The 26,478-nt window shown below is 43.8% G+C and carries 23 protein-coding genes; 9 read left to right on the top strand and 14 right to left on the bottom strand.

The window, feature by feature from the left end; all coding sequences use genetic code 11:
* Nucleotides 1-22 precede the first annotated feature (22 nt).
* From MKY52_RS09470 to gnd, 4 genes are all read left to right on the top strand, one after another.
* Nucleotides 23-754 (top strand): GntR family transcriptional regulator, encoded by a 732-nt coding sequence (locus MKY52_RS09470; RefSeq protein WP_341051038.1) that lies wholly within the window; start codon nucleotides 23-25, stop codon nucleotides 752-754.
* Nucleotides 747-2,285, top strand: coding sequence for a gluconokinase (gntK, locus tag MKY52_RS09465; protein WP_341051036.1), 1,539 nt, complete (start codon nucleotides 747-749; stop codon nucleotides 2,283-2,285). The genes MKY52_RS09470 and gntK overlap by 8 nt, the downstream gene beginning before the upstream one ends.
* A gap of 27 nt (nucleotides 2,286-2,312) precedes the next feature.
* Nucleotides 2,313-3,659, top strand: a complete 1,347-nt coding sequence (locus MKY52_RS09460) for a GntP family permease (protein WP_341051034.1) — start codon at nucleotides 2,313-2,315, stop codon at nucleotides 3,657-3,659.
* 101 nt (nucleotides 3,660-3,760) lie between these two features.
* A complete protein-coding gene (gene gnd / locus MKY52_RS09455) occupies nucleotides 3,761-5,164 on the top strand; it encodes a decarboxylating NADP(+)-dependent phosphogluconate dehydrogenase (protein ID WP_341051032.1) in 1,404 nt (467 codons plus the stop codon).
* A gap of 208 nt (nucleotides 5,165-5,372) precedes the next feature.
* Here the strand turns inward: gnd and MKY52_RS09450 are convergent, their stop codons facing one another.
* Nucleotides 5,373-7,304: an AraC family transcriptional regulator gene (locus MKY52_RS09450; RefSeq protein WP_341051030.1), complete on the bottom strand. Its 1,932-nt coding sequence runs from the start codon at nucleotides 7,302-7,304 to the stop codon at nucleotides 5,373-5,375.
* A 289-nt stretch (nucleotides 7,305-7,593) separates the two neighbouring features.
* Between MKY52_RS09450 and MKY52_RS09445 the strand changes: the two genes are divergently transcribed.
* Nucleotides 7,594-8,058, top strand: coding sequence for a pyridoxamine 5'-phosphate oxidase family protein (locus MKY52_RS09445; RefSeq protein WP_341051028.1), 465 nt, complete (start codon nucleotides 7,594-7,596; stop codon nucleotides 8,056-8,058).
* 121 nt (nucleotides 8,059-8,179) lie between these two features.
* Here the strand turns inward: MKY52_RS09445 and MKY52_RS09440 are convergent, their stop codons facing one another.
* Nucleotides 8,180-10,423, bottom strand: coding sequence for a U32 family peptidase (locus MKY52_RS09440; protein WP_341051025.1), 2,244 nt, complete (start codon nucleotides 10,421-10,423; stop codon nucleotides 8,180-8,182).
* 165 nt (nucleotides 10,424-10,588) lie between these two features.
* The gene (locus MKY52_RS09435; protein WP_341051023.1) at nucleotides 10,589-10,918 is read right to left on the bottom strand and encodes a helix-turn-helix domain-containing protein; all 330 of its coding nucleotides are present in this window, start codon (nucleotides 10,916-10,918) and stop codon (nucleotides 10,589-10,591) included.
* Between the two features lie 692 nt (nucleotides 10,919-11,610).
* Here MKY52_RS09435 and MKY52_RS09430 point away from each other — a divergent pair.
* Complete coding sequence (locus MKY52_RS09430; RefSeq protein ID WP_042131665.1) at nucleotides 11,611-11,850, top strand: hypothetical protein; 240 nt, start codon at nucleotides 11,611-11,613, stop codon at nucleotides 11,848-11,850.
* Nucleotides 11,851-12,222: 372 nt separating this feature from the next.
* On the opposite strand, the gene MKY52_RS09425 is transcribed toward MKY52_RS09430, so the two are convergent.
* Entirely contained in the window at nucleotides 12,223-12,453 is a 231-nt protein-coding gene (locus MKY52_RS09425) for a hypothetical protein (protein WP_341053477.1), read from the bottom strand.
* Between MKY52_RS09425 and MKY52_RS09420 the strand changes: the two genes are divergently transcribed.
* Nucleotides 12,347-13,129 carry a transposase gene (locus MKY52_RS09420; RefSeq protein ID WP_341051021.1) on the top strand — a complete coding sequence of 261 codons (783 nt, stop codon included), beginning with the start codon at nucleotides 12,347-12,349 and terminating at the stop codon, nucleotides 13,127-13,129. The genes MKY52_RS09425 and MKY52_RS09420 overlap by 107 nt on opposite strands.
* A 232-nt stretch (nucleotides 13,130-13,361) precedes the next feature.
* On the top strand, nucleotides 13,362-14,819 hold the full coding sequence (locus MKY52_RS09415; RefSeq protein ID WP_341051020.1) for an MDR family MFS transporter: 1,458 nt from the start codon (nucleotides 13,362-13,364) through the stop codon (nucleotides 14,817-14,819).
* Between the two features lie 236 nt (nucleotides 14,820-15,055).
* Here the strand turns inward: MKY52_RS09415 and rlmH are convergent, their stop codons facing one another.
* Complete coding sequence (gene rlmH / locus MKY52_RS09410; RefSeq protein ID WP_042131690.1) at nucleotides 15,056-15,535, bottom strand: 23S rRNA (pseudouridine(1915)-N(3))-methyltransferase RlmH; 480 nt, start codon at nucleotides 15,533-15,535, stop codon at nucleotides 15,056-15,058.
* 134 nt (nucleotides 15,536-15,669) lie between these two features.
* Nucleotides 15,670-16,020: an ArsR/SmtB family transcription factor gene (locus MKY52_RS09405; protein ID WP_076285050.1), complete on the bottom strand. Its 351-nt coding sequence runs from the start codon at nucleotides 16,018-16,020 to the stop codon at nucleotides 15,670-15,672.
* Nucleotides 16,021-16,161: 141 nt separating this feature from the next.
* Between MKY52_RS09405 and MKY52_RS09400 the strand changes: the two genes are divergently transcribed.
* On the top strand, nucleotides 16,162-17,574 hold the full coding sequence (locus MKY52_RS09400) for an MFS transporter (RefSeq protein ID WP_341051018.1): 1,413 nt from the start codon (nucleotides 16,162-16,164) through the stop codon (nucleotides 17,572-17,574).
* 96 nt (nucleotides 17,575-17,670) lie between these two features.
* On the opposite strand, the gene MKY52_RS09395 is transcribed toward MKY52_RS09400, so the two are convergent.
* The 8 genes from MKY52_RS09395 to MKY52_RS09360 all read right to left on the bottom strand — a co-directional run bounded on the left by MKY52_RS09395 (nucleotide 17,671) and on the right by MKY52_RS09360 (nucleotide 26,401).
* Nucleotides 17,671-17,838, bottom strand: a complete 168-nt coding sequence (locus MKY52_RS09395; RefSeq protein ID WP_076120603.1) for a CxxH/CxxC protein — start codon at nucleotides 17,836-17,838, stop codon at nucleotides 17,671-17,673.
* Between the two features lie 230 nt (nucleotides 17,839-18,068).
* On the bottom strand, nucleotides 18,069-19,820 hold the full coding sequence (gene cydC / locus MKY52_RS09390) for a thiol reductant ABC exporter subunit CydC (RefSeq protein WP_341051016.1): 1,752 nt from the start codon (nucleotides 19,818-19,820) through the stop codon (nucleotides 18,069-18,071).
* Nucleotides 19,817-21,583: a thiol reductant ABC exporter subunit CydD gene (gene cydD / locus MKY52_RS09385; protein WP_341051015.1), complete on the bottom strand. Its 1,767-nt coding sequence runs from the start codon at nucleotides 21,581-21,583 to the stop codon at nucleotides 19,817-19,819. The genes cydC and cydD overlap by 4 nt, the downstream gene beginning before the upstream one ends.
* Nucleotides 21,583-22,599 (bottom strand): cytochrome d ubiquinol oxidase subunit II, encoded by a 1,017-nt coding sequence (cydB, locus tag MKY52_RS09380; RefSeq protein ID WP_341051013.1) that lies wholly within the window; start codon nucleotides 22,597-22,599, stop codon nucleotides 21,583-21,585. Before cydB ends, cydD begins: the two co-directional genes overlap by 1 nt.
* Complete coding sequence (locus tag MKY52_RS09375; protein WP_149644938.1) at nucleotides 22,596-23,990, bottom strand: cytochrome ubiquinol oxidase subunit I; 1,395 nt, start codon at nucleotides 23,988-23,990, stop codon at nucleotides 22,596-22,598. Before MKY52_RS09375 ends, cydB begins: the two co-directional genes overlap by 4 nt.
* Nucleotides 23,991-24,213: 223 nt before the next feature.
* A complete protein-coding gene (locus MKY52_RS09370) occupies nucleotides 24,214-24,444 on the bottom strand; it encodes a cold-shock protein (protein WP_042131698.1) in 231 nt (76 codons plus the stop codon).
* Between the two features lie 92 nt (nucleotides 24,445-24,536).
* Nucleotides 24,537-24,737 carry a cold-shock protein gene (locus MKY52_RS09365; RefSeq protein ID WP_019914582.1) on the bottom strand — a complete coding sequence of 67 codons (201 nt, stop codon included), beginning with the start codon at nucleotides 24,735-24,737 and terminating at the stop codon, nucleotides 24,537-24,539.
* 419 nt (nucleotides 24,738-25,156) lie between these two features.
* Nucleotides 25,157-26,401: a S1C family serine protease gene (locus MKY52_RS09360; protein WP_042193026.1), complete on the bottom strand. Its 1,245-nt coding sequence runs from the start codon at nucleotides 26,399-26,401 to the stop codon at nucleotides 25,157-25,159.
* Nucleotides 26,402-26,478: the final 77 nt, after the last annotated feature.

Genomic DNA, 26,478 nt, shown 5'->3' with positions numbered 1-26,478 from the left:
ATATTAATTATGAGGTGAATTTATGACCGAATCAAATAGATTTCTATATCCCTCCAAATGGCTTTCAAAAGCTTCTGCTGGTGATCGTGTATCCTGCGAGCTTAGAATGCGTATTATTTCCGGCGAAATTGAAAGCGGCACCATATTATCGGAAAATAAATTAGCTGCAGATTTTGCTGTAAGTCGCTCACCGATCCGTGAAGCGTTAAAAATACTGGCATCCGAAAATATTATCCGTTTAGAAAGAATGGGTGCCGTTGTTATTGGTTTATCAGAAAAAGAAATAGAAGAGATTTATGATGTCCGTTTACTCATAGAATCGTTTGTATTTGAACGGATTGTAAAGATAGACACTAATGAATTAATAAAGGAACTTAGTAAAATTCTAGAAATGATGAAGGTCGCAATCAAATATAGTGATGCTGATGAATTTTCCTATCAAGATGTCTTGTTTCATGAAACGATTATTCGTGCAGCTAATCATTCATACATCCTGATGATCTGGAATAATTTAAAACCCGTTATGGAAAGCTTCATCCTTTTGTCGATGCGCATGCGTTTCAAAGAAAAATATGAAGACTTTACAAGGATTATAAAAAATCATGAGCTTTATATTGAAGCGATCCACACAAAAGATAGAGACCTCATGAGTAAGTCCTTGCATGACAATTTTGATGATGTTCAAGGAAAAGTAGAAGACCTATGGATATCGCAACAAATGCTCTCGAAAGGAGTAGTGCAGCAAGATGACTAACTATATGTTAGGTATAGATATCGGAACCACAAGTACGAAAGCAGTTTTATTTAGTGAAAAAGGCGAAGTCATCCAACAAGAAAATATGGGGTATCCGCTTTATACACCGGATATGTCGACAGCTGAACAAGACCCAGAAGAGATTTTTCAGGCAGTCCTACAAGCAATTTCGAATATAATGAAACATCATTCACACAAAAAGCTATCGTTTGTTTCATTTAGCAGTGCCATGCATAGTGTCATTGCTATGGATGAAAATGACCTGCCGCTGACGCCTTGTATTACTTGGGCAGATAACCGAAGTGAAGCATGGGCACATAAAATAAAGAATGAGTTGAATGGCCATGAAGTCTATAAACGCACGGGAACACCGATTCATCCCATGTCACCATTAACTAAAATAGCTTGGATTGTGAATGACCTTCCCGAAATCGCTTCCAAAGTTAAAATATATATAGGAATTAAAGAATATATTTTCAAAAAGTTCTTTGATCACTATGTTGTTGATCATTCTCTGGCTTCAGCCATGGGCATGATGAATCTCAAAACACTAGATTGGGATAAAGATGCATTACAAATTGCTGGTATAACACCTGCTCAATTATCTGAACTCGTTCCAACTACCAAGATATTTACCAACTGTGATTCAGATTTAGCAAAACAGATGGGGATCGATCCACAAACAGCATTTGTCATTGGTGCCAGCGACGGAGTCCTTTCTAATCTAGGTGTAAATGCGATAAAAAAAGGCGAAATTGCCGTCACAATTGGGACAAGCGGTGCCATTCGAACCATTATTGACAAGCCGCAAACAGACGAAAAGGGAAGAATATTCTGTTATGCCTTAACGGAAAAGCACTGGGTCATTGGCGGGCCGGTAAACAATGGCGGGATGGTCCTTCGCTGGATCCGTGATGAACTTGCCTCATCAGAAGTAGAAACAGCAAAAAGACTAGGAATTGATCCATATGATGTATTAACTAAGATTGCTGAACGTGTGAGACCAGGAGCAGATGGATTGTTATTCCATCCATACCTCGCTGGTGAACGTGCGCCTTTATGGAATCCAGACGTACGTGGCTCATTCTTCGGTTTAACGATGTCACATAAGAAGGAACATATGATTCGCGCAGCCCTAGAAGGAGTCATTTACAATTTATACACCGTATTCTTAGCATTAACCGAATGCATGGACGGTCCTGTGACCCGAATTCAAGCTACCGGGGGCTTCGCAAGATCAGAGGTTTGGCGGCAAATGATGTCCGACATATTCGACTCTGAAGTAACCGTTCCAGAAAGCTACGAAAGTTCTTGTCTAGGTGCTTGTATTTTAGGCTTATATGCCACCGGAAAGATCGAATCATTTGAAATCGTTTCTGAAATGATTGGCAGTACCTACAAACACACACCAAACGAAGAAGCAACGAAAGAATATAGGAAATTACTGCCGATCTTCATTAACATATCTAGAGTGTTAGAAGATGATTATACACGGATTGCCAACTATCAAAGAAGCTTAATCAAACACTAACAAGATAAATATCAGGGGGAAATTACAATGCCACTAGTTATTGTAGCAATTGGAATTTTAGCATTATTAGTTTTAATAATGGGCTTCAAATTAAACACCTTTATTTCATTAATCATTGTATCGTTCGGTGTCGCTTTAGCACTTGGAATGCCCTTGAATGAAATTGTCAAAACCATTGAAGCCGGATTAGGCGGAACACTTGGTCACTTAGCGTTAATCTTTGGTCTTGGAGCGATGTTAGGCAAGTTGATCGCTGATTCAGGTGGCGCTCAAAGAATTGCCATGACTCTCGTTCATAAATTTGGTGAAAAAAATATTCAATGGGCGGTCGTAGCTGCTTCATTCATTATCGGTGTGGCGTTATTTTTCGAAGTAGGATTAGTATTATTAATTCCAATTGTATTCGCCATATCAAGACAATTGAAGGTTTCTATTCTTTATCTCGGTATTCCGATGGCTGCAGCTTTATCCGTAACACACGGGTTCTTACCTCCTCACCCAGGACCTACAGTTATTGCAGGTGAATATGGCGCGGACATTGGCGAGGTTTTACTTTACGGTTTCATTATTGCAATTCCAACAGTTATTTTGGCTGGACCTATATTTACTAAGCTTGCCAAAAAACTCGTACCTGCATCATTTACGAAAACAGGTAATATTGCCTCTTTAGGAGAACAAAAAGAATTTAAATTAGAAGATACACCTGGATTTGGTATCAGTGTATTTACTGCAATGCTTCCTGTTATTTTAATGTCTATTGCAACGATTATTACTTTACTTCAAAAAACAATCGGATTTGAAGATAATAGTTTACTAGCCGCTATCCGTTTTATTGGTGATGCATCAACTTCCATGTTAATTTCCTTACTCGTTGCTGTCTATACCATGGGATTAGCAAGAAAAATTCCAATCAAAACTGTAATGCAATCTTGTACAACTGCTATTACTCATATTGGGATGATGCTCTTAATCATTGGGGGCGGCGGAGCCTTCAAACAAGTATTAATTAATGGAGGCGTGGGTGACTATGTAGCCGAACTATTCCAAGGAACTTCATTATCACCCATCTTGCTTGCCTGGATCATCGCTGCAATCTTACGTATTTCCTTAGGTTCTGCTACTGTTGCATCTTTAACAACGGCTGGTTTAGTTATTCCGATGTTAGGACAATCTGACGTTAATCTTGCTTTAGTCGTACTTGCAACGGGAGCGGGTAGTTTAATAGCTTCCCATGTTAACGATGCTGGTTTCTGGATGTTTAAAGAGTATTTTGGTCTAAGCATGAAAGAAACATTTGCAACATGGACATTGCTTGAGACAATCGTTTCTGTAGCTGGATTAGGATTTATTCTATTACTAAGTTTATTCCTATAACAACAATATTTGTGGGCAGTCCCCCCACTTATTCTCTTAGAATCTCCTGAGTCAATAAGTGAGGGTTTTTTCTACCTATTAATTAGAAGGAGCAGGACAAAATGTTCAATACAATTGGTGTCATTGGTTTAGGGGTAATGGGCAGTAATATCGCTTTAAACATGGCTAGTAAAGGTGAGCAAGTGGCTGTCTATAATTATACGAGGGACTTAACCGATAATCTTGTTGGCACAACGGAAGGTCAATTAATCCATCCCTACTACAAAATTCAAGACTTTGTTCACTCTTTAGAAACTCCAAGAAAAATCTTCCTTATGGTCACAGCGGGCAAACCGATCGATTCGGTGATCAGTGCATTAGTACCTTTTCTTGAAGCAGGCGATGTGATTATGGACGGTGGTAACTCCCATTACGAAGATACTGAACGTAGATATGATGAATTAAAGTCTAAAGGAATCGGTTATTTAGGAATCGGTATTTCCGGAGGCGAAGTTGGAGCTTTAAAAGGACCTTCGATCATGCCTGGTGGAGATAAAGCCGTATACGAAAAAGTAGCTCCTATTCTAACAAAAATAGCAGCCCAAGTGGACGACGACCCTTGCTGTGTTTATATTGGTCCAACAGGATCCGGTCACTTTGTGAAAATGGTCCATAACGGAATCGAGTATGCAGATATGCAATTAATTGCAGAAGCCTATACATTTTTAAGAAAAAGGTTAGGTTTATCTGTTAACGAAATTGCTGTCATCTTTGAAACATGGAATCAAGGTGAACTGAACAGTTATTTAATCCAAATCACCGCAGAGATTTTACGGAAAAAGGATGAATTAACAGGCTTACCGTTGATCGATGTGATTCTTGATAAAACAGGGCAAAAAGGCACAGGTAAATGGACGAGCATTCAAGCCATTGATACCGGGATCCCATCATCCATTATTACAGAGTCATTGTTTGCCCGTTACATCTCCTCTTTAAAAGAGGAACGGGTTTATGCAGACAATATCCTATCCGGGCCTGAGATGGATCACCGGAGTTTAGATAAGGATTTGTGGATTGAGTACGTTAGACAAGCATTATATATGGGCAAAATTTGTGCCTACGCACAAGGATTCACACAATATAAAATGACTTCTGAACTTTACGGATGGGATTTACCTTTAAAGGATATTGCCCTTATTTTCCGTGGTGGATGTATCATTCGTGCAGAATTCTTAAACGTCATAAGCCAAACCTATCAAGCACAGCCAAATCTCGCTAATCTATTAATCGCCCCCTATTTTGCTGAAAAGGTTAAAGAATATCAAATAGGATTGCGAAAAGTTGCCTGTGAGGGTATTAATTTTGGTATTTCGTTTCCATGTTTAAGTGCTTCACTTACTTATTACGATAGTTACCGGACAGGCATTTCAAATGCTAACCTTCTGCAAGCACAACGGGATTATTTTGGAGCCCATACTTATGAACGAAGTGATTTAACAGGATTCTTTCACACAAACTGGCAGTGATCGATAGTGTTAGTAAAAGGTTCATTATTTCTTAATGATACCCGTACTATTACCTCTCAAGCAATTCCGCCCAATCACCACCAAAAGCCATCCCATTTGGGATGGCTCTTATTGAGCCCCCAGCTTTCATCCTGTACACCGATCACAATTTTCGAACCACCACTTTCTGATTTTATATTACCGTTGTTCGATCTCATACTTTGGGCAGTTACCTACTCGCTACCTTGATGATCCAGTCTGTCAATTCGTTGATTTGTCTTTTCACGGCGATCGGGTCACGGTACCAGGATTGGTTCTCCGTCCATAAGAATACCCGATTGTTGCGAATCGGCTCTAGTGTCCCCCAGATCGGATCAGCCTGCAGCGATTCCAAGCTGGCTTCGGTCGTCAGAATTAAATAATCACCCATGTACTCTGGGAGTTTCTCCAGCGAAAATTCGTAGTAGGATTCCTTCAGCATATACCCGGGAACCGCCGTCGGCGGCTTTAGCCCCATTATTTCATACATCAGCCGACCGCCCCGTCCCGACTTCGGACCAAAAAGGCTCACATTTCCATCATACTCTTGCATAATCGAAAGTGTCTTTCCTTCGGGAACGGCTTGTTGGACTTTCTCCCGAATATCTGCAATTTCCTTCTCGAACTGTTCGTTCCATCTCTCCGCTTCCTCGCGTCTATCCAGCAAGTCGCCGAAATACAGCATTTCTTCCTGAATGGATGCAAACTGATTGTAAGGAACAGATACCGTAGGTGCGATCATCTGATATTTTTCGACTACCTCTGGCTGTGGATTATGCGTTATGATTATATCCGGATTTAAATCCAGCAGCTTCTCTACCGAGTCGCCTACATCCGTCACGACGTTCAGCATTCCCTCGAGATAAGGACTCGACATCAAGAACGATTCAGCTGCGACTGGCTGGACATCCAGCGCAAGTACGGTGCCGAGATAAGAAATTGCCGCTACGCGCTGAGGATGTGCAGGAACCTCCACATCGCCAAAAGCAGTCGTGACAATCTTAGTGTCCGAAGATGTCGAAGCCTTTGACTCTTGTGGGATCGCAGTTGGAGAAGCGCTGACGGCAACTTGGCTGTGCGTTGCACCCCCGTTATTCGCCGGCCCACCGCAAGCCGTTAACATCACGGTCAAGCATAACAGCATCACTGTATAAAAACTTCTGGTTGCTCTAGTCATTCTATTCGCCTCATCCTTTTGAAATTGATAATCATTATCACTTATATGAAAAGGATAGCGCAATGACTGGCTTGAAACAACGTACGATTGTGACGTATTCCTTGCATAATCTGAAACGGACTGGCTGTATCGTTTACGATATTGACCCGGCGTCATGCCGGCATACTTTTTGAACATACGGCTAAAATAAATGAGGTCGGGATAACCGACATGCGATGCTATTTCCTGTTGCGTTGCCATCGTGCCGGCCAGCAGAGCCTTCGCGTTTTCCATTCGGAAACGAATAACGTAGTCCAGCGGACTGAGTCCCGTCTGTTCTTTACATTTTCTCGAAATATATTGTTGGCTATAATTCAATTGCCGCGCAAGCTCCTCAAACGAAATCGGCTGGCGGTAATTCCTGGACAAATGCCGAATAACCTGCTCCGATAAGGATAGGTCGCCGGCTCCGAGCAGGCGCCCCCTCAGAACAGCGTGGACGAAGCGGATAAAATCTCCCTTGACCGACAGTCGGGTCAATCCGTCGTCAGATTTAAGCCAACCGTCGCGTATCGTTTGAAGCAGCTCAAGCATGGTCAGCGGCTCGCCAGGCGAGAATCCCCAGCTTTCCAGAAACGGGTCGGATTCCTGCATCATCCTATGAAATTCGCGCGAGGCCGAAGCGGGGAGAGACGCTTTGTAGAGTACGATATATACGTTCAGCGCTTCTCGGCTCCGAACTGTCACCTGAGAGCCTTTGCCGGCGTGCAGTACATAAAAACGATCGCACAGCCAAACCTCATCGTTAACCCACAATTCACCTTGTCCTTGGAAAGCAAATAAAAATGCGCTTGACGGCAATCGATATTGATTCAAATGATCGCCGATTCCGCCCTGCTTTAGCCGCACGTCCAGCACGCGCACCATCACCTGGTTCCATATTTCTATAAGTCTCAGAACATCCATAGCTGATTCGCAAACTCCCTTTGATTTATCTAATAGATAATCATTCTCAATTGAATCATGTTTCTAAACACAATAACGAATACGGCTAGCGCTGTCAACAAGGTGCTGCCGAATGAGACAAGGATGCGAATAGGGAGGCATTCGGCTGTTTTGCCGGGGTCTGGCCCAAAAGCAAAAGACGCTTGTCCCGCAAACATACGTGCGGAAGTGTCCAAGCGTCTATCAATGAATATTTTATCGCATTATTCTTCACATGCACTAAGATTTTACAAGCAAGTACGACGAAGCCATGAAGCTGCTGGAAGAACAAGCGGGTAACAAGGACGGACTGATCTCTCTGTCCACCATCGTGCTGGAACCGGGGGCCGATGGCAAAAGCCGTCCCGCCGCCCGCATTGTGGACGCCTATTATGAGGACGGCGCGTTCTACACCGTCACTTACGCGACCTCAGGCAAGATGCAGCAGATCGCCCAAAACCCCGAAGTCGCTGTTTGTATCATCGTCGAAAACTTTACGGCCGATGGTATCGGTGAAAACCTGGGCTGGGTATGTGACGAGAAAAATGCGGAGATGATGAAAAAGCTGCGCACAATATTCGCCGAGTGGTGTAACGAAGCCAATAACGACGAAGACCCTAACACATGCCTGCTGCGCATTCGCCTGACAAAGGGCTTGTGGAATGACGCCCATAAAGGGATCAGAAATGAGATTGATTTTATCAATAAGACGGCAAATTTAGTGGTCTATGTATAAGCATACTGTGTGGTTCTCCTTATTGGATTAATGTGAAGTAGACATTTGATAACAGATAATGTTAGCTCAAAGGCACACGATGGGTGCCTTCTTCGCGTAACTTTTTAAGGTATACCTCACTCTACACAATCTCTTTATTAAAATGTCCTCTTGTTTCTGTTTCCTGATTAAAGACAGCATGATTCATTGAGCCATTTAATTTGCCTGAGGCCATATTAATGACTTTCACAACCTGATCTTTAGATTCAACTGTGAAGTTTAATCTGAGCGCCTCAATTCCTTTGATGTTTTGTAGCTCATCTAAAAGATTAAGCGTCTTCCCATTAAGGAGAGTCGTTGTACAATCATCATGGGAAATGATAGGGAACGCTCCGTGCTCATCTTTTAACTCATAGCTCTTCGTTTTGCAAACTCTGCATTGATTCATTTTTCTCATCGGACAATATTTTGTAAACATCAATGGAGCTTTACCATATACAATCATTTCCAGAGCAGGATAGCCGTCATTTTCTTCATAGTAGGCATTCATTAAATCTTCAATTTGGCTCTTATTCAATTCATAAGATAAAGTGACTCGTTTTGCACCTAATTTATATAATTCATAGCAACTAGTAGCATTAACAACATTTAGAGTATAGTCCGTAACAAAAGGATTAGTTTCTCTGTAGTGATAAATTCCACCATATCCTCCGATCAGTAGCTGCCCTTCTTTTTCCTTATAATCATTCTGATTTCTTCTAACCACATTTTCAAAATAGATCTCCTTAATCCCACAGCTCACGCAAGCATCATACTGTTCCTTATTCGTTACAGAGGCCGTAAGGTATGGTTTTTCAGGGGCGAAGCTTATTTTTCCTTTTGCTTTCAAAGCCTTGGTTCTTTTCTTCTGGCTGTTAAGCTTTAAGTCATATAAGCCCAGTACAATATCTCTTCTTGCTGCATTTAACAGTTTAGCTGGAATAAATGCATTGCATTCCTCAAAATCGACATGATTAAGTTCGAATATCGTATCATTTAATCTTGAGAATTGCTTTATTATCTGGTCTTTTGTTGTTGGATTATTAATGGCTTCGCCTAGTATTTCCTCGCTTTCATATGAATAATTAAAGCCTAAGCCCTCCGCATCTATGAAAAGCTTTGAATCTGGACATGCATCTACTCTAATATCTAGGTTAAACCGCTTAAATTCTTTTTCCAGTGATGATTCTAATTCTTTGTTATAGAAATAATCCTTCGTTTTATATACTGAATCTCCCATAGACATCTTTTCTTTGATTTTGATGTAGCAGACATCATCTGCTTTATTGATTAACACGCCATCTTTATCGTACAGCTTTACAACAGTTAAATTAACATCTTCATTGTTGTGACTTATTCGGATTGTATCGTTTTGATTTAAAGTACGTGTAAGTGTTATTTCATACCTATCTTTATCAATCTTGCTGATTGTTCCAATTGGATAACCAAAGTTATTAGGTCTTGAGATGTTTGTAATATTTCTCCTATCTTCGTGAAACAAATATCCTTTAGTAAATGTCCTATTGAATGTTTTTTTCAGATTTTCTTTATCTTCTTCGGTTATTTTATTATCTAAGGCCATGCGATATTTTGATACAACATTAGCAACATACGTAGGCGCTTTCATCCTACCCTCTATTTTTAAAGAATCGATTTCTTTTAAATCATGGATGTAATCGATTGTGTTTAAGTCCTTAGTAGATAGAATATAGTTTTTCCCTAAAGATGTATCTGTTGTCTTATCCATTAGTTCATACTCCTTACGGCATGAACCAACACATCTTCCGCGATTTCCGCATCGATAGCCGAGTAATCCTGACATTAGACAGTTTCCCGAATAAGATACACATAAAGCACCGTGAACGAAAATTTCTAAAGGTATTTCAGCTATTTTTTTGATCTCTTTTACTTTTTCAATCTCAACCTCACGGGACAGAACAACTCTTTTAGCACCAAGTTCTTTAAATAATAAAGTTCCGTCTAAATCGTCTATTCCCATTTGAGTTGAACAATGTGCTTCCATATCAAGAAAGTTTTTAACGATATAATCGAAAGCAGTCAGGTCCTGAACGATAATGCCATCAACACCGATTTCATTTAATTCGTGTATCTGCTCCTTCATCTCTTCAACTTCGTTTTCGAAAACGATCGTATTCATTGCAACATAGATTTTAACGTCCCTCAGGTGCGCATACGTAACAGCCTCTTTTAACGATTGTAAATCAAAATTAGATGAGTATGCGCGTGCACCAAATTTTTGCATTCCTAAGTATATTGCATCACAACCATTAGATATTGCAGCTTTTAAAGCCTCCATATTTCCTGCTGGAGCTAATAATTCAGTCATTTTTTCCTCCTTATGACCCATAAGTTACACACTAGTTAAACTCAGCACCATTGATCATAAAATAAGACCTACACTTAAGCTACGGCAAATAGCACAAACCAATGGCTTGTGCTTTTGTTTCTAACGATCTTATTTGCCCTGAGAGGCTTGCTTCATAATTATTTTTTATAATAATTCCTTCAGTACATTTTTAGCCACACGTACCTTCTCATCATTGGCCTCACGGAGCATGCCTACAATATCCTGAATATCACGCTCTGCTGCGGTAACCATGAACTCTTCACCCTGGTACGCAAACAACTGAATGATATTCACTTCAAGCGATTCTTCAATCTTATGTAAATTCAATAAAGAAACGTTCTTCTCCCCACGTTCAATCTGCCCTATGTATGAAAAATGAAATCCGCCTTTCTCCCCTTCCTGCGACAAGCCCTGCTCTTTCCGAAGAGCACGAATCGGGGTTCTTACAAGCTTCAGTATTTCCTTATCCATCACGGTATTCACCTCTCCATGTCAAAAGTGTAGATAAGTTTCCTAAAATTTAGCTCATATCATGAGAAATCACCAGCAGTATAAGACTGCGTTCTTCCTTTGTCATTCTGCCCTCATTTCTATGATTCGTGCGTTATACATCTATGAGCATAAGACGGAGTTTGGCACAGAGATGTCATTAATTGATCTATTACTTCTGATACATACAGATTATAATCCTGGGCTTGAGATAGTGGTGTTTGTGGAATTATATCGTTCACGGGGAGGGGAAGGAGTTAGAGATGATAAGGGACGAGGATATAAAGAGAGTGATGAGACGGGCGGCTGAGGTTTTGGAGGAGTTGTGCTGGAGGATGGGGAAACCGTAATATGTGTCCAGGCCAAAAGCCCATAAGCAGATAAACGCCTTAGCGAAACGAACTTGGCAGGTGTCAAAACCCCAGTTGTTTTTAGACTGGTTTAACAGGGCTATCGGCGATTTACCCTGTTGAATTAACCGGCACATTATAATACCTCCCTAATCGCATCTCGTCAAGAAATAATGTGCGAATGAGCGACATAGCGAGGGATCCCCCTTATGTTTTCTTAATAGGAATGAATTTCCGAGTATGCAGAGTGATATCGCTTTTTCCAATTCATCCGGTGTCACGTAAAATATTCTTTAGATCAATGAGGAATAAGGAAAGGAGATTTGTATGAACAGCGTGGACAAAATCAGATTTTCACTCTTTTACGGCGAAGCGCCCGAGGCATCTTGTTACGGGTATATGGAACGAAATCGGGATGGCAATATGATCGCGCTCTACAATAGTTGCGGCGAGGAAATCGACATGTTTGGCGGACATAAATTTGTCAGGGTACAGGCGCTTGGCAAATTTGATGATGAAGACCGCGATAATTTTTACTCCTTGTTAGAAAGTGATGGTGTAGGATAATCTGCACGATAGACAGTTGAAGATTCAGTGTCAAGATACTTAATGAGCCTGTTCAAAAAGCCCATAAATGCGGAACTCATCGATTACATGGATCATGTAGACGACTCTATTGTTCTAGAGAAGATTGCTCCCCTTTACAAAGATGGCGGTCGTCCGCCCATTGATCCCAGAGTCTGCTTTCGGATGCATTATCTGTACTTTACTCGTCCAGAAATTTCTTCGTTTCGAGAGCTGGAGAGACAACTTATTGGCGCAATTTTATTGGTGTTCCCAGCCCGACAAAAGTGCCGGTTCACAGCTCCCTGAGCCACTTTCGCTCAAAAGTTAGTGCCGAGTTGTTCTATGCCATTCTTTTCGACATCATCGCCCATGTTAAAGGGCATCGATTCCAGGCCGATATGGGCCAACGTCAACGGATGCAAGCACAAACGCTGTTCTTACCCGGACCAGAGCACCTGCTCTTGCGAGAAAACGTATTCTGATCCCGATGCCACCATTGGCGTGCAGCGCAATAAAGTCAACCAAAACAAATTCTTTATCGGTTACCGCTAAACATTCTATCGTCTGTCCAAGCCCTAAAGGACCCGTTGTTCTATTCTCCATCGTTCTTCCTAACGAAACGGCCGATGTGAAGGTGATGCTGCCGCTCATCGACATGATGAAAAAAATCGAAGGGTTGCAGGTGGAGTATCTGGTAGCCGACTTGGGTTACTTCGACTCCGACGATCAGAAGGAATCCCTCCTGACCCACGATGTGGCAGTCGTCACTGGGTTCAAAACCAATACAAAGATTCCCGAACACTGTTCACCCAAAGGAACGCCGGAATGTGAACAAGGACATGTCCTGATGTTCGACGGATTCGATAAAGAGGATTATACCGCCTGGTTCCGCGCAGCGGAGGAGAAATGTGCCGCCTGCCCGTTGCAAGGAAAATGCCAGAAGCAATGGGGCTATTCCTTTCTGGACAATCCGTTTTTCCACGGTCCCGTCCCACAAGGTAGCGCCCTGCAAGAACACATGATGGGCTTTCGCAAGCAAGTGGAGCTAGCGTTCGCCCAAGAATCCAACCCACTGACTTCGGTCATGAAGCACAAGAAGGTGCCGGTTCGAACAACCGAGCGTGTGGAGAAGTGGTTCATCTTGCGGGATGCCTTCCGATTGGTGGAGCGGATGATAGCTCACGTTCGTCAGACCGTTCTTCCCGTGCAGCATGTAGCCGCTATGAAGAAGCTACAAGAGATCCATGTCGAGCAAATCTCACTGCCTTTGGCTGGGTAAAGAGGCATTACTACACATTGAAAATACAGTCCTCACGACCAAGGGAGAGGTCTGTCCAAAATAGGCTATCCTAGTGGGAGACTGTGCGTTGGAAGTAGCCACAAAAGATATTCCCCTTACATTTCCAAATTTGGAGTCTCCGTCTGCGGTTTAGAGTCATTCTTTCAAAATCATTTAGCCCTTTTGAACAAGCTCTTAATGGAACGCAATGAATATTCTCTGGAGGTGGAAGATGAACAAACGGGTTCAAGAGGCAGGCGGAATGAAGAGTGGGGCGATGTTAGCCGCCCTGCTCATCGGTGCATTTATTGCGTTTCTTAACGAAAATTTACTTACCAATACATTTCCTGGATTAATGCGTGAGTTCAACGTTGCTGCTTCAACTATACAATGGTTATCGACTGGTTATATGCTGATGATCGGCATACTGGTGCCGGTGACCGCATTGCTACAGCAATGGTTCACGACTCGCTGGATGTTTATGTCTGCGATGGCGTTATTTTTAGCAGGTACCTGCTTGTGTGCAGTATCCCCTGGATTCGAAGTCTTGCTGATAGGCAGGGTTGTTCAAGCTTGCGGGACAGGATTATTGATTCCGTTGATGATGAATACGATTCTTGCCCTCTATCCTCCGGAACGCAGGGGGGCTGCCATGGGTCTCATGGGGCTTGTCATCATGGCCGCCCCAGTCATCGGACCGGCTTTGTCGGGGTTGGTTATCGACACCTTAAACTGGCGATGGCTGTTCTACATGGTGATTCCTCTGGTATTGTTTTCGATTATTTATGCATTCATTTACTTAAAGAATGTTACAGAAATAACCAAGCCAAAGGTCGATCTTTTATCCATTTTTTTGTCAACCGTCGGGTTTGGTTGTGTCACCTACGGTTTCAGCCAGGCGGGTGTCTGGGTTAGTCCTGGGAGTTACAGTTTGATTGCCACAGGCGTCCTCTTCTTGATCTTGCTTATTTGGCGGCAGCTCAAGATTAAAGATCCTTTGATTGATCTTTCCGTATTCCGGTATCCTGCCTTTTCTTTGGTAGCAGTATTAATAGTAGTGCTGATGATGGTTTTATTCGCCACCACGACATTGCTGCCGATCTATATGCAGGATGTGATGCAGTTGACAGCATTCGCGACAGGTTTACTTCTGATGCCAGGCTGCATTTTAAACGCAATGATGATGCCTGTGACGGGAAAATTATTCGATAAATTCGGGCCGAGATTCGTCATAATGCCCGGACTGCTCATGATCGCCCTATCGCTGTGGCTGTTTGCTGGTATCGACAGCGATACAACCCGAGGCTCCGTTCTGTTCAATCATGTCCTCTTATTCTTAGGCATATCGTTTGTCGTCATGCCAGCTCAGACGGCAGGAATGAATCAACTTCCGCGTCACCTGGTCCCCCACGGCACAGCCATCTACAATACGCTCCAGCAGATTGCTGGGGGAATTGGCATCGCTTTGTTCGTCGGCATCATGTCGTCCAGAGCTAATCGTTCTCTTCACCATTCGCTCAATCCCGCTGCGTTTCAAGATAAGACACAAAGTATCGTTGCTGGTCTGCAAACGGTTTTTAGGATTGAATTTATTCTCGCAATACTTGTTTTGGTACTGGGTTGGTTTATAAATGATCGTCTTTATGCCGATTTTTCTCAAAAGAAAGAAACCAAAAACTTATTGCCTTAGGGTCTCGTAATACTTATTTCGCCGTCATTTATGGAGACCTTGCTACCAAACGTATTAAGCATTCTAAGACGAAGGAATACTTTCATGAGGTGATGAGCTTATATGCAATTGGATATTTTTCTCTCTGTGCAGTAGTAATTTCAGACCTTGTGTAAAAACTGAAAGACTAAGTAGAACCTATAATCTTCATGCTGTAAATACAGGATCCTACAAGCTTTTCTTCAAAAAACTTGCCCCTATTTATGATACGGTTCCCCCCGATTTATCTTCACCGCGCGATAAATCTGCTCCACCAGCACCAGGCGCATGAGCTGATGGGGCAGCGTCATGCGCCCGAAGCTCATGCGCTGCTGCGCGCGGCGCATGACCTCGTCGGAGAGCCCATGGCTCCCTCCGATGACGAACACGACATGGCTCGTCCCGTAGGTACCGAGCCGGTCAATTTCTGCGGCAAGCTCTTCCGAGCTCCATAGCTTGCCGTCAATCGCGAGCGCAATGACATGCGCCTCGCTCTTTATGTGCGCGAGGATGCGTTCCCCCTCGCGCGCCTTAACAATACCGACCTCTGCTTCGCTTAGAGAGTCGGGTGCTTTTTCATCTGCCACCTCAATCACCTGAAATTTCAGGTACGGTGTCAGCCGTTTAGCATACTCCGCGATGCCATTAATCAAGTACTTTTCCTTCAATTTTCCTACGCCAATAATTTGAATAAGCATAAGTGCCTCCTGTTATAGTCCTCTATTGAAATAGCAAAAGGACGCGCACTGGGCGTCCCTTGTAGTTTTAGTAAGTACCTTCCTAATCTTTCGCATTCCTTAAATGTCCTATTCTTCAGACAATCCATCTCCCACTACTTACTCTCCTCCCGCTCCTCCATTGCAAAATCCGGCTTTTCCCCAGCTTCATAAGCACTCAATATAGAATCCAGCAATCCTGGGAAACGTGCGCTCAGATCCTCCGTCCGTAGCGACAGTATGCGCTGCGTTCCTTGCACCCGCGTAAACACAACACCTGACTCGCGCAGCGTACGGGCATGGTGAGACATGGTAGATTTGGCAATCGGAACGTTGAAGCCGTTGCAAGCCTGTTCTCCATTTCTATGAATATCCGATACGATATGGAGGCGAATCGGATCGCTGAGCGCATACAATACGGAAGCCAACTGAATGTCCTTGCGGTCCGGATGAAATAGTATTTTCATGGATGATTATCCCCTTTGTCCTACTTTTAATGCGAAAAAAATATTGGTGATCCTAATTGCATTTTATATCAACGCATGCTATATTTCAATTGTTCGTAAGTAATCGAACTATTAAACAATAATAAAAGGAGTGCTTCGCACATGACTTCTGTAAATAACCTTTCCGCGAATGCGGATCATGAAGCCTCCGCTCCGGAAGCGACTCTTCCACGGGAAGGCCTGCTGACACTGCTGTTCAGCATCGCTGTGGTTCTCGTCATCATGAATACAGCCATGTTCAATCTGGCACTGCCTGATGTAACCGAAGCCTTCGGCATTACAGCTGCATCTGCTTCTTGGATAGTTACCGGGTATTCCATTATGTTCTCGATTGCCTCAATCACGTACAGCCGGCTCTCTGATTTTCTGCCGATCCGCCGCCTGCTGGTGATAGGCCTGTTGACGCTGGGCTTTGCGGCTGTAGCCGGCTTCTTCAGCACCAACTTTATCTTTCTGCTTATCGTGCGCATTCTACAGGCGTCGGGCGCGGGCGCAGTAATGTCCTTATCTCTTGTGCTGTTTACACGTTATGTCCCGCAAGCTCGTCGCGGCAAAGCGATGGCGACGATTATGTCAGCTGTTTCACTCGGCCTAGGCCTTGGTCCGGTCGCGGGCGGAGCCATCGTCGAATATCTCGGCTGGATCTGGTTGTTCGCTGTAACGGCAGCTATTTTGCTTCTCGTGCCGTTGTTCCTTATCCTACTGCCTAAAGAGGTGCCCACCCGAGGCTCCTTCGATGTGCTTGGTGGGCTGCTCTTGGGCGTCGGCACCACCGGTCTGCTGCTATTCCTGACTAGTGGGCTGTGGGTGGCCTTGGTAGCTGGACTTCTTGCCATCGTTTTATTTGTTGGCCGCATCCGCAGCACGCCCGACCCATTTGTAATGCCCGCGCTATTCCGTAACCGCTCATATCTCGTGCTGGCAGTGGTCGGTATCGCCTCCTATCTGTGCAGCTTCGCCACCTTGTTCCTGCTGCCGCAGATTTTGACTCATCGCTTTGGCTTCAGTGCAAGTCATGCCGGGCTTGTGATCTTTCCGGGATCGCTGCTCGCAATCTTCGTTTCCCGTTCCGTCGGACGAATCATCGACCGTTATGGCAATGCGGGGATATTGCGTTTCGCTCCACTACTTGTGCTGACTGCTACTGTCCTGTTCGCTGTTTTTGCAGGACGATCCTGGATTGCCGTCATGCTCATCTATATGATTATGAGTCTTGCCTTCACTACATTGTCCAGTAGTGTATCCAATGAAATCTCACGGATTCTGCCTTCCTCACAAATCGGCTCCGGGATGGGGCTGTTCCAGTTACTGCAATTCTTTAGTGGCGCCTTCAGCGTAGCTATGGCCGCAAGTGCACTGGAATGGCAGCGTGGGCTGCCGCTCCGGGCCGCTTACTCCAACATTTACTGGGGACTCTCTATTGCGGCGCTAATTGCCATCATCTCAGCCATTGTCTACCGCCGTAACAGCCGAGGTAGTTCACTGGCTAACATGGCAGATGCGGCAGATGCATAAGACTAATGAGCCCTCCAATATATTATTCCACGCAAAAACACCTTGCGGCCCATTTCCGGGACTGCAAGGTGTTTTTTTATAAGTCTTAAAGGTCCTTTAGACCACCAAATATTCAGCGTTCTTCTCACATTGGGTGCACTTTGCCGGCGGGTCCCAGTCAGAGAATTCCGTTTCCTTCAAATCCACTACATCTGGTGCATCTTCATACTCGTCCACAAACAAATCAATAGCTAATTCTACATGTTCTTTACATACTACATACATTCAACCAAGCATCCCTTTCTGTGCCGCTACGGCCTAATACTCCTTCTATTGTTCTACCATACTTCCCACGAAAATGGAACTCCTATCTATCCATTCCAGCGATCTGTTCATCCATTGTCTATATTCTTGCCCTGCACCAAAAAAAGATTCCTCCCACCCCGAAGGGCAAAAGGAATCTCTTCACTCAACTCTCTCTATTTTCTATATATATTATCTCCAAACTCTCCATCCTACCCTAGAAACTCCACCGGACGATCCAGCTCATATAATCTGCGGTAACGTGGTTCTTTCTTCATCAGCTCCGCATGGGTTCCACGCATTTCTACCGAGCCATTTTCCATAAAAATCACTTCATCCATCTGCTCCGCACCGACCAAATGATGCGTTACCCAAATTAGTGACTTATCCTTCATGGCTTCGAACATTGTATTCAAAAGATCACGTTCTGTCCGCGGGTCCAACCCTACAGTCGGTTCGTCGAGTATGACAACAGGTGTATTTTGCAGCAAAATACGAGCTAATGCTATCCGCTGACGCTCTCCACCAGAGAATCGTTGCCCTGCTTCTCGGACAAAGGTATCATATCCATCTGGCAACGAGGAGATCAACGTATCCATTTTGGCTAAGGCGCCAGCTTCTTTAATGGCTTGTTCGGAAGCCTTCGGATCACCCATACGAATATTGTTAGCTACTGTAGTGTCGAATAAATGTGGACTCTGATTAAGCACCGCTATAATAGAAGGAATATGCTCGCCATAGGCATCTGCAGCGATTCCATTAATCGTAACCGAGCCGTCAGAAGGTTCAATAACACCTTGAATAGCCTTTAATAACGTCGATTTACCCGCACCACTTCGGCCGATGATCGCAATCTTTTTACCTTGTGGAATATCGAGGCTGAGATCGTGAACCGACCAGTTAGCCTCTGAACCATAGTGGTAACCTACATTTTCGAGCTTGATGTGAGCACTCTTCATGGCCTGAGGTAGAGCATCGACTACAGTTGCTTTTTCAGAGACGATGTTCTGCTCAGTTCCATTTACACCTGACAATCGCTCTAAGGAGTTACGGTACTGCGGGATTTTCTCCACCGCTTCAGACACTGGCAGAAAGGCATCTGCTACAGGAAAAACAACCAGTACGAACGCCGCAATCAATGTACCCGCAATAGCACCATCTGCAAACTCTCCAGCGGCCCAATATAGCATAGAAAGCACGCCAATCCCAATTACCGCTTGCCCAATGAACGTACGAATACGTGCCCAGCTGCGCAGCGCTGCATCGGTTTTGGCTACTTTTCTCTCATCTGCTTCGTAAGTGTCTACGAACTGGCTTTGTCGTCCACTAATGACCCAGTCACCCATACCAAGTACGGCGTCAGTCAGCTTTTGATAGAGACGATTACGCTCTACTTTCACTTCACGTTGGCGCTTCTGTGTGAACAATAGAGATAAGAACGGCAACACCACTACTAACACCAATATATACAGAGCCATCAATAGCGCAAAGGCGATGTCAAAAGTACCCAGTGCAATCACAGCTGCTCCATAAATCAGCAAAGCAATAATGCTTGGAAAAACGGTGCGCAGATATACATTTTGCAAATATTCAATGTCATCCGCAAGCATCCCGAGAATATCCCCAGTGCGGAAGCGTGACGACAGGAACAAAGCCTGTGGTTCCAAAATATTGTACAGACGCACACGCATCTTTGATAGAATTCGCAAAATCGTGTCATGCCCAACTAAACGTTCTACATAATGAATGACAGCCCGACTCGTTCCGAACGTACGCACACCTACAATCGGTACATAAATCATTAGAATATTCTCGACAGGTGTAGACGCTTTTGAGATCAGAAATCCTGAAGTATACATTAATGATGAGGCTGTAAAAATCGTCAACGCTCCAAGCACGATAATAAGCACAAAACGCCAAAAATACGACGATACATACGGAGCAAACCATCCTTCACGTTTCAATGGATTCCCTCCAATTGCGACCCAATCAACTCATAATACGCACCCTTGCGGGCAAGCAATTCCTGATGGGTACCGATTTCTGCCACTTTTCCTTGTTTCATTACTACAATAATGTCCATATCAAGCATCCAGTGCAGGCGATGTGTAGCCAGAAAGACCAGCTTTCCTTCAAAAAGAGGCACCATCGTCTCCTTCAGCTCATATTCCGTCTCAATATCCAGATGTGCCGTCGGCTCATCCAATAACATAATCGGACGACTGCTGAGTAAAGCTCGAGCCAGCGCAACCCGCTGCTCCTGCCCGCCACTGAACGAACGACCTCCGCCGCCGATCATCTCATCCAAGCCATTCGGAAGGGTTGCCGACAGCTCTGATAATCCAGTAGCTTTCACAGCTGCAGCCACAGCTTCCATAGAAGCTTCAGGGTAATAGAAGCGAATATTATCAGCCAATGTACCACTAAAAATATAAGGGCGCTGCGGGATATACGAGGTCTGCTTTCGCCAAGCCTCATCCGTTAATGCGCTAACCGTTGTACCGTTTACTGTGATACTTCCTGATGTAGGGTGTAAGAAACCACCCAAGATATCGACTAGTGTAGATTTACCGGCCCCACTCTCTCCGATAATCCCAATTTTGCTTGCTCCTTTAAATTGCAGGTTCACCGCTTCCAGCGAAGAAAGACCAGCTTCCTCGTATTTCACACTGACATCATTTAATGTAAGTACGCTATTTTTATGCCAAGTGAATATCTCTTCTGGTGTTTTCGATGCTGATTTCAATGCTTGGTCACCATTAGAACCTACTACTTCAGCTTTCACTTCATCCTGATCTATAATGCTTTTCATTGCCTCAGCGGCTTCCTTACCATCGAGAGTAGCATGGAAATCCGAACCTACCAATCGTACAGGCAAAAAATATTCCGGTGCCAAGATCAGAATGGTTAAGCCCGTAACCAGTGTCATCTGATCGTTGACCAGACGCAGGCCGAGACTTACCGCGACGGAAGCAACGGATAACATCGTAAAGAAGTCCAGCGCGAACGAAGACAAAAAGGCTACTCGCAGTGTACGCATCGTCGCCGAGCGATATCGATCGCTGACGGTGGCAATACTCGTGCTATGACTACGACTGCGGCCCAGAAATTTCAGCGTTTCTAGCCCACGGAGGGAGTCTACGAAATGATTAGATAAGGTGCGATAAGATTTTAGCTGACGGTCCATCTGCTTGCGAGCCGTCATCCCGATCAAGATCATAAAAACAATAATAATCGGCATGGTGATCGTTAGAATTATCCCACTCGCGGTATCCATCTTGTAGATATAAATAAGCACCAAAATCGGTGTAATTGACATCCCTACCATTCTAGGGATAATCGCTTCTAAATATGTGCGGAACTTTGTTACGCCTTCCAGCACAAGTGTGACAAGATCCCCGGTTCCACGCCCGCCCACCATTCTGGGTCCAAGCTGGAAGAGCTTATCCATCATTTCCCTCCGCATGTTGCTGCCTGTTGCTTCCGCAAAGCGGTAAGAGATACGGCTCATCAGCATGGCGCAAGCATGGCGCACTAGAAATGCAAGAAGGAACAATAGCGAAGTAGCCCATTGTTCCTTCAGAGGTTCTCCCGCAAATAGCGCAGAGATGACTTCTGCCAGCCATTTGGCCAGCAGAAGTATGGACATGCTTTGCACCAGGGTAAGGAGGCCAACGATCAGAAAGACCGGCTTAACTCCTTTATACCCAAGCAAATTTTTATCCATTAGTATTCAAGATGCTCCTTCTCGTGAACGCGTTTATGAAAGACAAAGTAACTCCAAATTTGATATCCCAATACGAATGGAAGGATGGTCAGTGCCACAATCGTCATTACCTTTAAAGAGTAATGTCCCGAGGCCGCATTGGTGATTGTCAAATTAAAGGCTTGATCGATTGAACTAATCATAACACGTGGGAACAATCCTACAAAGATAGAAGTTACGGACAATGCTATTACCGCTCCTGTCATACCAAAAGCATAGCCATCCTTCTTCTTCGTCATGAAATAACCCGATAATATGAACGCGATAATTCCCAGCGCTACTATAATTATAAGAACTAAACCACGTTGTTCGAAAATATCAGTCATATAATAAGTCATTACCACGAAAGCAAGCAATAAAGCCCCAAGTGGCAAAAGCAATCTTTGCGCCATTTTTCGAGCGCGAGCCTGTAGATCTCCCACTGTACGCAACGTTGTGAACATGAGACCATGTACCAAACAAAGAAGGACAACAGTCACACCAGCTACTACGGTATACACATTTACGATATCTGTAAAACTTGCGTACATTTGCATATCCCCATCAATCGGCAAACCTTTGATGAAGCTGGCGAACACCACAGCTAGGAGGAACGGTGGGAGGAAGCTGCCGAAAAAGATACACACATCCCAAGTTTTTTTCCAAGCTACGGAATCCCGTTTACCTCTAAATTCAAAAGCAACACCACGTGCAATCAAAGCTAATAAAGCAAAGACAAAGGGAATGTAAAATCCGCTAAACAACGTTGCATACCACTCAGGGAAAGCCGCAAACATTGCACCTGCAGCAGTAATTAGCCATACCTCGTTTCCATCCCAGAAGGGTCCGATCGAGTTAATCAGAATCCGGCGCTCTGTATCATTCTTAGCGAGAATTTGTGTTTCCATCCCTACGCCGAAATCGAAACCCTCCAGGAAGAAGAACCCTATAAACAGAACTGCAATGAGCACAAACCACAATTCATTAAGAGACATCATTGGGCGCCCTCCTCGTTATATGGATCATGCGAATCCCCGTGATCGTTATCCATCGCATAAGGACCTTTTTTAATCACTTTCATAAACAAACCAATTAGAACTAATCCGAGAATGGCGTAAATCGCTGTAAAGGAAATAACAGAGAATAGAACCTGACCACTCGTAATATTAGGCGACACACTGTCTTCCGTTGTCATCAGTCCGAATACCGTCCATGGCTGACGCCCGAATTCGGTCATGACCCAACCCGCTGTATTCGCGATTGGAGGAAGCAATAGTCCCCATAACATAAACCGCATAAACCAAGTGTTTGGACGGTCCATCTTTTTGCGCCACATTAAATACATTGCGTACATACCCAGTACAATCATCAATGTTCCTGCTAGAACCATGATCCGGAAACTCCAGAATGTCGTACGTACAGGCGGGATATAGTCACCGGGGCCATAGGTTTGCTCATACTCAGCTTGCAGTTCAAGCATACCTTTAACTTCACCGGAAAATTTACTGTATGAAAGGAAGCTCAGCATATACGGAATTTGAAATTCTCCAGTACTTTCTTGCTTCTCAGGATCAATGTTTGCCCATACGGTCCAAGGTGCCGGGTCTCCACTCTTACCCCACAATCCTTCTGAAGCCGCCATCTTCATAGGTTGAGTCTCAACCAAATACTGTGCTTGCGCATGGCCTGCCACGGCTACACCAATAGAAGAAATGATACCTACGATTGCTGCAATTTGAAAAGATTTCTTAAAGAAAGATACATCTTGTTTCTTCAATATCTTATACGCACTAATACCCGTTACAAGGAAGGCGCCTGTTGCATACGCAGCAAGAACCGTGTGCGGGAATTCAACCAGCAATTGTCCATTCGTAATGAGCGCGAAGAAATCATTCATTTCTGCACGTCCATTATTTATCTCAAATCCCACAGGGTGCTGCATAAAGGAGTTCGCTGCTAGAATCCAGAAAGCGGATAACATCGTACCAAATGCTACCAGCCAGATGGATAACAAGTGCACTCTTTTGGACACTTTGTCCCAGCCGAATATCCAGATGCCAATAAAAGTAGACTCCAGAAAAAAGGCTGCCAATGCTTCAACTGCAAGCGGAGCCCCGAAGACATCACCCACAAAACGTGAATAATCAGACCAGTTCATCCCGAACTGAAATTCCTGCAAAATACCTGTAACTACCCCTACTGCAAAGTTGATGAGAAACAGCTTTCCCCAGAACTGTGCCATTCTTTTGTACTCTTCATTGCCTTTTCTAACGTACATGGTCTCCATGATCGCAATCAAGAGCGCTAGTCCGATTGATACCGGTACAAAGAAATAGTGGAATATTGTCGTCGACGCAAATTGTATACGCGACAGCATTACTGTATCCATATTTTTCCCTTCCTTCTCCCCTTTTCGTTAATTATATTGTGTCAAAAATTTAGACGTCGTTTTGTGATAAATGTCACACAAAGGGGTACTTTTAACGGTGAAATTCAAATGATTTGTGACAAAAATCACAATTTACCTTAAAAAAAGCAAAAAAAATAAGACGGTTTGACCGTCTTGAAGTTGTTCACTGCTCTATAACAAGCTTGACTCATAAAGGCATTGGTTAGGTAATGGAAATACCCTTCTTCAGCGATTTGAGATCGCCATTCGAATTAAGCAATTGTGGTAGCATCTTCGTGCTGCGAACCATTGGAGAGTCACATAGACGGCAAGAAGGCGCATGTTCAAATGCGAAATTATCCCTCATCCATCCGTTGCATCCATCATTGGTACACGCCCAAATCGCGGTATTTTCTTCCGGTATTTCTTCCAAAGGTTTCTTCCGGTAGTTCATTGCCGTTCCTCCCATCCTGTAAGTCAATAGTGACTAACTAGATATAAAAAGACCGTCCCAACTTTCACAAGCTGGGACGGTTTCTTCTATTATTACAGTTTTACAACGTTTTCGGCTTGTGGTCCACGGTTGCCTTGAACAACGTTGAATTCAACGCGTTGGCCTTCGTCCAAAGTTTTGAAGCCGTCGCCAGTGATTGCGCTGAAGTGAACGAATACGTCGCTTCCGCCTTCAACTTCGATAAATCCGAATCCTTTTTCTGCGTTGAACCATTTAACTGTACCTGTTTGCATGTGTGTTACCTCCACAAATTTAAATTAATATGTTCTTTTTATCTTCAAACAAAGAAAAAATTCACACATTGAAAAAGGTTGTATTACCAAATATAACAGCCCTTTTCAATGCGAAAATTAGGGACTAAATGTATGATTGATATCATATTACCACACCTGATTAGCAAAGGCAAGCTGGCATCCGTATATATCCGTTTCTACCCTAATAAGTATTACCTTCCAATGTAAGGGTTGCCAGTCAGCCCAAAATTGATTAAATCAGCTTATAATTGCCATATTTATCAAAACTTTAGAAGAAATAGATCCCCGATAGCGATACAGAGTATCGCTATTTCAGGAAGCTCTACCTTCTCAACTGAAGGGGTAGTCCGCTCTACTTGTCATTACTGCTATATCATTATATGCCGACTTCCAGCATATTATTCCTCTGGTTTTTCAAGAAGTTTTACTGTAGTCTGATTGACTTTCCCATTTCGATAATAGGTAATCTTCAGATCCTCACCAATCTTCGTCTGATTATATAAATACTTGCGAAGGGAAAGCGTGGATGTAATCGGTTCATCATTAAATTTCGTAATTACATCATTGAACTGTATTCCCGCTTCTTGTGCAGGTCCAACAGCATCCAGAACGACAACCCCATCCTTAACATTGTTCGGTAGGTTCAGTTCCTTGCGTTGGTCCTCTGCGAGAGGAATGTAAGGATTGTTTAAATCTACCGAATATACGCCTAAGTAGGAACGGGCAATCCGCCCTTTCTCAGCCAGTTCATTAGCGGTATCTATCACATGGTTAGCTGGAATAGCAAAACCCAGCCCTTCTACACCTGCATCGGAGATTTTCATCGTGTTAATACCGATGACTTTACCATCCAGATCCACAAGCGCCCCGCCGCTATTGCCTTCATTAATTGCAGCATCGGTCTGAATGACCTCTTGCTCCCAATCATATACGCCGTCCTGATTCAAGGATACGGGAACCTTCCGTTCAGTATAGCTGACAATACCTGAAGTCAATGTGTCACCAAGTCCCAACGGGTTTCCGATGGCAATGACCGTTTCACCTAGACGAAGCTTCGAGGAATCCCCGAGCTCTGCGATTGTATTGATACCCTTGGCATCAATCGAAAGCACCGCGATGTCACTCACTTTATCCGTTCCAACAAGTGTAGCTTTACGTGTCTCTCCATCTACGGTTACGACTTCAAGATTGCTAGAGTCTTCGATGACATGGTTATTAGTAATGATAAATGCTTTATTATCTACCTTTTTATAAATCACTCCAGAGCCTAATGCTGACTCATCCAGAATGTTCAATTCTTTATTATCTTCTTTATGGTTGATAATACTTACTACTGCAGGACGAACCGTAGCAGCGGCTTGAATGATACGGTCAAACGGATCTCTGCTTGGGGCAACCTCCCCAGTTGTTACTACCGACTTCGGGGCAGTTTCGTGACTCATTTGTCCAGTAAGCATACTGAATAAAAACACTGCCACCACAGCACTAATTAAGGAGCAGACGGCGGATATTTGCCAAGTGGATAAGCCCTTGCGCGATCTTCGCACAGAATGCTTGCGGTTAGCAAATGATCCCTTTGATGCTTCATCCCCTCTGGACCGTGATACTTTAGTTGAATAGAAATCGTCATCAAACAATCCCACCGAAAATCTCCCCCTTCTATTGCCAACCGTTCACAGTATCTAAAACCTGAACCTCTAGCAATCACGTTCCAAGCATA

This window comes from Paenibacillus sp. FSL P4-0184 (assembly GCF_038004625.1).
In the GTDB taxonomy this organism is placed as follows: Bacteria; Bacillota; Bacilli; order Paenibacillales; family Paenibacillaceae; genus Paenibacillus_AQ.
The sequence above is the reverse complement of the archived record's forward strand: the minus strand, read 5'-3'. Positions and strand labels throughout refer to the sequence as shown.

Excerpts from the sequence above, each read along its gene's own strand:
- MKY52_RS09440 (WP_341051025.1), bottom strand. The coding sequence starts at position 10,423 with ATGACTGAATTATTAGCTCCAGCAGGAAATATGGAGGCTTTAAAAGCT.
- MKY52_RS09450 (WP_341051030.1), bottom strand. The coding sequence starts at position 7,304 with ATGGATGTTCTGAGACTTATAGAAATATGGAACCAGGTGATGGTGCGC.
- MKY52_RS09430 (WP_042131665.1), top strand. The coding sequence starts at position 11,611 with ATGAACAGCGTGGACAAAATCAGATTTTCACTCTTTTACGGCGAAGCG.
- gnd (WP_341051032.1), top strand. The coding sequence starts at position 3,761 with ATGTTCAATACAATTGGTGTCATTGGTTTAGGGGTAATGGGCAGTAAT.
- rlmH (WP_042131690.1), bottom strand. The coding sequence starts at position 15,535 with ATGCTTATTCAAATTATTGGCGTAGGAAAATTGAAGGAAAAGTACTTG.
- MKY52_RS09445 (WP_341051028.1), top strand. The coding sequence starts at position 7,594 with ATGAAGCTGCTGGAAGAACAAGCGGGTAACAAGGACGGACTGATCTCT.
- cydD (WP_341051015.1), bottom strand. The coding sequence starts at position 21,583 with ATGGATAAAAATTTGCTTGGGTATAAAGGAGTTAAGCCGGTCTTTCTG.
- gntK (WP_341051036.1), top strand. The coding sequence starts at position 747 with ATGACTAACTATATGTTAGGTATAGATATCGGAACCACAAGTACGAAA.
- MKY52_RS09425 (WP_341053477.1), bottom strand. The coding sequence starts at position 12,453 with ATGGAGAATAGAACAACGGGTCCTTTAGGGCTTGGACAGACGATAGAA.
- MKY52_RS09395 (WP_076120603.1), bottom strand. The coding sequence starts at position 17,838 with ATGTATGTAGTATGTAAAGAACATGTAGAATTAGCTATTGATTTGTTT.
- MKY52_RS09365 (WP_019914582.1), bottom strand. The coding sequence starts at position 24,737 with ATGCAAACAGGTACAGTTAAATGGTTCAACGCAGAAAAAGGATTCGGA.
- cydB (WP_341051013.1), bottom strand. The coding sequence starts at position 22,599 with ATGATGTCTCTTAATGAATTGTGGTTTGTGCTCATTGCAGTTCTGTTT.
- MKY52_RS09415 (WP_341051020.1), top strand. The coding sequence starts at position 13,362 with ATGAACAAACGGGTTCAAGAGGCAGGCGGAATGAAGAGTGGGGCGATG.
- MKY52_RS09370 (WP_042131698.1), bottom strand. The coding sequence starts at position 24,444 with ATGAACTACCGGAAGAAACCTTTGGAAGAAATACCGGAAGAAAATACC.
- MKY52_RS09400 (WP_341051018.1), top strand. The coding sequence starts at position 16,162 with ATGACTTCTGTAAATAACCTTTCCGCGAATGCGGATCATGAAGCCTCC.
- MKY52_RS09460 (WP_341051034.1), top strand. The coding sequence starts at position 2,313 with ATGCCACTAGTTATTGTAGCAATTGGAATTTTAGCATTATTAGTTTTA.
- MKY52_RS09470 (WP_341051038.1), top strand. The coding sequence starts at position 23 with ATGACCGAATCAAATAGATTTCTATATCCCTCCAAATGGCTTTCAAAA.
- MKY52_RS09405 (WP_076285050.1), bottom strand. The coding sequence starts at position 16,020 with ATGAAAATACTATTTCATCCGGACCGCAAGGACATTCAGTTGGCTTCC.
- MKY52_RS09375 (WP_149644938.1), bottom strand. The coding sequence starts at position 23,990 with ATGGATACAGTAATGCTGTCGCGTATACAATTTGCGTCGACGACAATA.